The organism is Elusimicrobiaceae bacterium (assembly GCA_028700325.1).
Lineage (GTDB): Bacteria > Elusimicrobiota > Elusimicrobia > Elusimicrobiales > Elusimicrobiaceae > JAQVSV01.
The window spans coordinates 1-6,064 of record JAQVSV010000103.1 but is presented as its reverse complement, the minus strand read 5'-3'; the positions used below and the strand labels follow the sequence as shown (position 1 = coordinate 6,064).

The 6,064-nt window shown below is 54.8% G+C and carries 6 protein-coding genes and 1 tRNA gene; all 7 read left to right on the top strand.

What is annotated here, in order from left to right; all coding sequences use genetic code 11:
* The first annotated feature begins 182 nt into the window (after positions 1-182).
* Positions 183-1,190: a sigma-70 family RNA polymerase sigma factor gene (locus PHW69_09595; protein ID MDD4005434.1), complete on the top strand. Its 1,008-nt coding sequence runs from the start codon at positions 183-185 to the stop codon at positions 1,188-1,190.
* A complete protein-coding gene (locus PHW69_09590) occupies positions 1,187-1,711 on the top strand; it encodes an adenine phosphoribosyltransferase (protein MDD4005433.1) in 525 nt (174 codons plus the stop codon). Before PHW69_09595 ends, PHW69_09590 begins: the two co-directional genes overlap by 4 nt.
* 86 nt (positions 1,712-1,797) lie before the next feature.
* Positions 1,798-1,871, top strand: a tRNA-Arg gene (locus tag PHW69_09585).
* Between the two features lie 31 nt (positions 1,872-1,902).
* Positions 1,903-2,607, top strand: coding sequence for a tetratricopeptide repeat protein (locus PHW69_09580; GenBank protein ID MDD4005432.1), 705 nt, complete (start codon positions 1,903-1,905; stop codon positions 2,605-2,607).
* A 177-nt stretch (positions 2,608-2,784) separates the two neighbouring features.
* Positions 2,785-4,083 (top strand): alginate export family protein, encoded by a 1,299-nt coding sequence (locus PHW69_09575; GenBank protein ID MDD4005431.1) that lies wholly within the window; start codon positions 2,785-2,787, stop codon positions 4,081-4,083.
* Positions 4,084-4,222: 139 nt separating this feature from the next.
* Positions 4,223-5,557 (top strand): hypothetical protein, encoded by a 1,335-nt coding sequence (locus tag PHW69_09570; protein MDD4005430.1) that lies wholly within the window; start codon positions 4,223-4,225, stop codon positions 5,555-5,557.
* A 282-nt stretch (positions 5,558-5,839) separates the two neighbouring features.
* A partial coding sequence (locus PHW69_09565; GenBank protein ID MDD4005429.1) for a hypothetical protein occupies positions 5,840-6,064 on the top strand: 225 nt, incomplete at its 3' end.

The following is a 6,064-nucleotide window of genomic DNA, read 5'->3' as shown; positions in this document are numbered from 1 at the left end:
CTGCCCGGCGACGCGGTGGAGGGGGAAGTGCAGGGCGCCCCGGAAACCTTATTGCGCTTCATGGAAGAACTGCGCACGGGATATCCGCTGGCCTGCGTGCGCGAGCTGGTGAACACCGAACTGCCGGCGGTGGCAAACGAGACCGACTTTCAGATAAAGTTCAAACTTTAAGAGGTTAAACTATGACGGAAGGCACCGATTCTGTTTCCCAGTATTTCAAAAGCATGCACGAAGTGGTCAAGGAAGCCAGCCGCGAAGAAATGTACGAACTGTGGAAACGGGCCAAACGCGGAGACCGGCGGGCGAAAAAACGCATCATGGAGCTGAACCTGCGCCTTGTCATCCCGACCGCGAAAAAATACTATCGGCCCGGAACGGAACTGATGGACCTGATCGAGGAAGGCAATCTCGGGCTCCTGCACGCGATTGACAAATTCGATCCGCAGAAAGGCTACCGATTCTCCACCTACGCCACTTACTGGATCGAGCAGTATATCCGCCGCGCGGTCGAGGAGCAGACCGGCACCATCCGCATTCCGCCGCATGCGTGGGAAAGCCTGCGCCAGTGGCTGAAGCAGTGGGACATTCTGCACGGGCAGCTGGGCCGCGACCCGACTCTGTCGGAAATGGCGAACGAAATGCAGTGGTCGGCTCGGCAGATAAAAGCGGTAATGGAAGCGTCGGAAGCGGCAAAAGGCATAGGATCGCTCGGCTCGCCACTAAGCGGCGACGAGGATTCGCTCACGCTGGAAGACACCATTGTGGACACGCAGAGCGGCTCGCCGGATGAAGTGCTGGGGCTGCTCAGGATGCACGAAGATTTCAACAAGGCGCTGGAGATGATAGGCGAGCGCGAAAAGTCAATTCTTGAATACCGGTACGGGCTGTCCGGCCAGAAACCGATGACGCTGGAGGAAATCGGGCAGACGCTCAAGCTTTCGCGCGAGCGCGTGCGCCAGATTGAGGAACGCGCCGTACTGCGGCTCAGGAAAGTGGCGCAGCGCATGGGTATCATCGAAATCAACGAATTGCGCGCTTCGACGCCAAACCTGCACATCGGCCAGTTCGACTCGAAACACCACACCGACATCCTGGGCGCGCCGACCGTTAACAACCCGCTGCGCAAATTGAAAAAACAGGCGGCGCAGCATCTGCAGCGCCAGCAAAAAAAGTCAAAGGGAACGAAATGAACACCATCGAAAAACTTGCCGCCGCAATCCGAGTAGTGGAAAACTTTCCGAAACCGGGCGTGAGTTTTAAAGACATCACCCCGATACTGAGCGACGGCGCGCTTTTCAGCGAAACCATGGATCTGTTCGCGGATCATTTTAAAAACGCCGGAATAACAAAAGTGGTGGGCATGGAAGCGCGGGGCTTCCTGTTCGCGCCGGTAATCGCGCTGAAACTGGGCGCGGGGATCGTGCCGGTCCGCAAAAAAGGCAAACTGCCGCATGAAACCATAGCCGAAACCTACAGCCTTGAATACGGCACCGATACCCTTGAAATGCACCGGGACGCGCTGTGCCCGGCCGACAAAGTGCTGCTGGTGGATGACGTGCTGGCAACCGGCGGAACCGCTTCGGCAGGCCGGCGGCTGGCGAAAAAACTTGGCGCGCAGGTCACGGCGAAGGCGTGTCTTATAGAGCTTGAATTTCTGGGCGGACGGAAAAAACTGCCGGGCATGGAAGTGTTTAGCCTGCTGAAATACTGACGCCGCATTGCTTTGCGTATATATATAGGATAGAATGTACAGGCGGCTAATGGCTGCATAAGGGTGCCATTGGCGGCGGGAATAAAGCCTCCGTAGCTCAAATGGATAGAGCTGCTCCGTCCTAAGGAGAGGGTTGGCGGTTCGAGTCCGTCCGGGGGCGTACTAAATTTAACGGGACAGAATTCAAAGCTATGTCAAAACACTGGGTCAAAGAAGAACTTAAAAAAAACTATCTGGCCGGTAAAACTGATCGGTTCCTGCACTGGCTCAGGCATAACCGCGAACTGGCGGCCGGGCTAGGCGGAGCCGCGATAGTGGCCATTCTCTTTACGGCATACCTTAACAACCGCGCGCAGGAAAAACGCGAGTTTGCGTGGGAAGAGCTGTTCAAAGCCGAGCAGACAGCCTACCGCGCGCCGGAACAGGGCATAAAAATGCTTGATGAAGTGGGCAAAACATTTCCCGGCACCCCGGCAGCGGATTATGCCGCGCTGGACAAAGGCGATGTGCTTTTCAAAACCGGCAATTATGACGAAGCGGTAAAATCTTTTAAAGCGGCAGAGGCGGTCGGCAATCCCAAAACCGCTCCGTTCGCGGTCAACGGGCAAGCGGTATCGCTTGCCGCGCAAAAAAAATACGACGAGGCGATCGCCGCGGCGCAACGCCTTGTCGCAACCTACCCTGACAGCTACCTGATTCCGCAGGCTCATCTGTTCACGGCTCAGATGCAGGAGTTGTCCGGCAAAAAAGAAGCCGCTCGGAAAACTTATGAAAAGCTGACCACCCACTTCACCGACACAGCCTGGGCCGCAAAAGCCAAATCGCGCCTGGGCGCGCTGAGCGGCATGGCGCAAACGGCCGCAGCGTCAATCCCTCCGCAAAACAATAACCAGTAATAGCTATATTATAACGTTGACATCACCGTGCGTTTTTGTTACGATTTTAGCGAGTGGCGGGGATTGCCTCGACAGACGGTCCCCGGAACAGACTAAACGAAAGCCCCACGATACGGGGCAAAAACAGATAGAGTACTTAGATCCCGCAAGGATCATCCTATAGGAGGAAGCAAGTACATGAAGAAACTGTTAGGATTGGCTCTGGCTGCCGCAGTAGTCATATCAGCGGTTCCCGCCAAGGCTGAAATATTCAAAAACCTTCAAACGAAGGGAGAATTGGAAGTATACGGCGTTATGACTCAGAACGTTACCGACGCCCAAACCAGCACTGACGATAACTATCGCAACACCATGAACCGCCTGACTTTCGGCGCGACCTGGGATATGCTGGACGACCTGCACGCCAATATCACCGCCGTCAAAAACGACAGATATTGGGGCCAAGCCGCACAGGACCTCAACACCATCCAGACAACGGTACTTGTTCAGGAAGCCAACATCGTGTTAGACGACCTTTTTGGTTTCAAAGCCAAAATCGGCCGCTCCTTCTACGGTAATGAAGGCGACATCATTGTTTACTACGGCAACGAGCATATGGTGGAAGGCCTGCCGACCAGCTCGGTTGACCTGGCAAGCTTCGTGCGCCAGTACACCGTGTTCGGTATGGACAACTGGGCCGAAGTGACCTACGCCAAGACCAATGCCGGCACCCTCACGCAACTTGATGATGCCCATAACTTCTGGGCGTTCAAGAACGTCGCGAAACTCACCAGCGACATGGATCTCGGTATTTTCGCCTACAATAAACGCGTTGGCAACAGCACCTATCAGGCCAACGGCGAAAACCTGTGGATCTTTGATGTCAACACCCACGGCAAAGCGTCCGACCTGAGCTGGGCAGTCGAACTGGCCGGCAACGTCGGTTACGCCGATGTGGCCGCCGGCGGACAGTCCTACAAGGGCGTCGCCGCCAAAGCTGATCTGGCCTACAACGCCAAGATCAACAGCATCGGCCTGACCCCCCGCCTGGGTTTTGCCTACGGTTCCGGCGACACCTCGACCGGTTCCATTGACAAAAACTTCAAAGCGATCAACCCGAACTACCAGCCCGGTTACATCTACGGCAAATCCAACGGCAACCTGTTCTCCGGTGTAGCCGCCCTTGCCCCGTTCGCCAACACCAACAGCGTAAGCAACCGCCAGGTGTGGAATATCGGACTGGACATTGACGCGACCGAGAAATTCTCCGTCATCGCCGACTGGTACAACTTCTGGGCCAACAACGTTGCCGCGACCTTCAACGGCCAGCGCAATATCGGCAGCGAACTTGACCTGACCGCGAATTATGCGTACGCCTCCAATGTTGACGTGGGCATGTATGCCGCCCGCTTCGATGTCGGCGGACTTGTAAAATCGCAGGTCGCCAACACCAACCCGATCTTCAAGATTGGAAGCTACGTTTCCGTCCGCTTCTAATCATCAAGCCGGGTAGTTTAACTTTGAGCCCCCCGCCGCAAAGCGGGGGGCTCTTTTTTTCAGGAACCCGGTGCGGCGCAGGCAAAACCAATAACTTTTCACATGATCACAACCGTAATTTGATAAAATAAAACCGTAGATGCCACGTTCGCGTTCATTGTCCATACTGGGTTTCGCCGCCGCGCTCTTATGCGGGGGGGGAACCGTTTTTGCCGCCAAACTGGATCTGACCTCGGAAGTGGGGCTAAAAAGCGTCAGCTTCAACAACCTTAATTTCGCCACGTCTGACCCGACGAAGGATTTTTTCTATCTTCAGACGGCGGCGCTTGGCATCGGCGTAAAGGATCTGCGCCCCATGCAGTCGGGCGAAATGACCATGGACGTGAATCTGCGGCTGCGGGCTTACGGAGTATCCGGTTCGACAGCAGCGCTTGCCGCGCCGTACGGTTCCATCGCAAGCCGCTACCCCGGCGCCAGCATGATGCCGTATATTGAAAACGCCTATATGAAAGTCAACAGGCTGTTTGACTGGAACCTTGCCATGCAGGCCGGGCGGATGCCGTTTATGCTGGCGTCGGGCCTGACGCTGGACGATGACCACCTCGGCCTGACCGGATTCACCCTTAAACGCGAAAAAATATTCAACGAGTTTGACCTGCAGTTTTTCGCGCTGCAGCCCAAAGCGGATGACAGTGTGTCCAAAAGCGTGAATCTCGCAGGCCTGAACATGACCATTCCGGGCGAAGGCGTATGGGAACTGTACAGCTATTTCGATTTTGACAAGAATTCCGCCACCGCCGCCAGCGGCACCGCGGTAAGCGCACGGACACTCCAGTTTACCGGGCTGAGCTATACTCTTAAATACGGGTTCCTGTCGTTCTGCGGAGAAGGAGTGCTGCAAAGCGGCTCGGCCAATAAAACCGACGGAACCGGCACTATTAATTATAACGGCAGCGCATTTTTTCTTTCCGGGAAATGGGTTCAGCCGTTCGGACGGTTCGGAACCGGCGAAGCCCGGCTAACCTACGGACACGGATCCGGCGATAAATATTCAACAGAAAACACCGACGAAGCGTTTTTTCCCGATTACGGGCACCGTTATAACGGGCTCGAACGCTCCGGCTACGGAGAGCTGTTCGCCGCCACGCTGTACGATGCGTTCGGGGGGAACTCCTCTACAAAAACCGGGCTGCCCGGCGGGGTTAGCGGGATTCAGGTGGTTAATCTGGGAATAACGCTGCCGGCCTACCATAACATTTACATCTCGCTGGATTATTTTTCCTATGAAGCCGACCGCAACGCAAACAATGACTGTAAAATGCTCGGTTCGGAACTGGACCTTAAATTCAATTATCCAATCGGGCAGACACTGAACCTGAGCCTTTCTTACGCAAAATTCGCGCCCGGCTCCATTTACGATAACGGCACGCCGTCCCCCAACAAACTGGCCGTGGAAGCGTTCGCGAAATTCTGAATTTCACCGTCCGGACAGGGCTTGTCCGCTTCACGTTCTGCGCGCCATTTGAATTGCCGCCCTTTATCATGCCTCCTTTCGTGTGTGCATATTAGCGCACAGTCTTTTGTGAACACACCCCGTTCCGCTGAAACTTTCCCGGGACAGCCGTGGACTGTTGGTTCTGTTCCCGCATAGGACAAATGGCACTTGTTGCAAATCCGCTCAATAGCTATAATTATCAGAATCAGGCATCAGCCTCGCAGATTTATCCGCACGCCTGATATATATTAAGGAGAACATATGAAAAATCGGATCACAAGGGTTCTTGAACTTACGATCTGCCTGTGCACGGGTCTTGTGTACGCAGCAGGAGAAGAAGCCTCGAAGTCGGCTATTGATTATAGTGGTCGGGTTTGTCTAGACCAATATCAGGCTCTTGCTAAGGTGATAAAATTCATCCTACATGCTTCGCTTCTTTTTTCCGTCCGCGCCGCTTCGCCGAAATATACTTCAGCCGGTTTCCTG